Source organism: Stenotrophomonas sp. HMWF003, from assembly GCF_003061285.1.
GTDB classification, from domain to species: domain Bacteria; phylum Pseudomonadota; class Gammaproteobacteria; order Xanthomonadales; family Xanthomonadaceae; genus Stenotrophomonas; species Stenotrophomonas maltophilia_AP.
In genome coordinates this window covers 24,940-25,357 of record NZ_QAIW01000248.1, presented here as the reverse complement: position 1 = coordinate 25,357, position 418 = coordinate 24,940, and the positions used below count along the sequence as shown (strand labels likewise).

At 69.6% G+C, this 418-nt stretch carries 1 protein-coding gene; it reads left to right on the top strand.

All coding sequences use genetic code 11. The features are described 5' to 3' along the window. Positions 1-394: hypothetical protein (locus DBR34_RS10285; RefSeq protein WP_181393963.1), on the top strand; the 394-nt coding region annotated here is incomplete at its 5' end. Between the last annotated feature and the right edge of the window lie 24 nt (positions 395-418).

Below are 418 nucleotides of genomic sequence, written 5' to 3'. Positions count from 1 at the left end.
CTGGCTGTCACCGCCGCTGCAGTGGCTGACGACACACGCGCTGGGCATCTGCGTGGCCATGCTGCTCACCTGCCTGGTGGGCGTGGTGGCGTGCGTGGGCATGCTGCGCCGCGAACACTGGGCGCTGTGGTTGTTCATCGTGCTGCTGGTGGTGACCGCGCTGATGAACTTCGCTGCCGCGTGGGCGGTGGACGATGCCATCGCGCACTTTTCGCAGTATCTGACGCGGCACGGTGACACCCCCGACATGCGCCAGCTGCGCCACGACCTGCTACTGCAGCGCATCGTCCTGAGCGGCATGCTGGTGCTCACTGCCGTAGCCTTTGCCGGCCTGCATGGCTGGCTGGCGGCACGCCTGCTGCGTGCCGACGTGCGCGCCTGGATGCGGCGCTGACCCCTGCGCCGGCCGGCCCCTGCG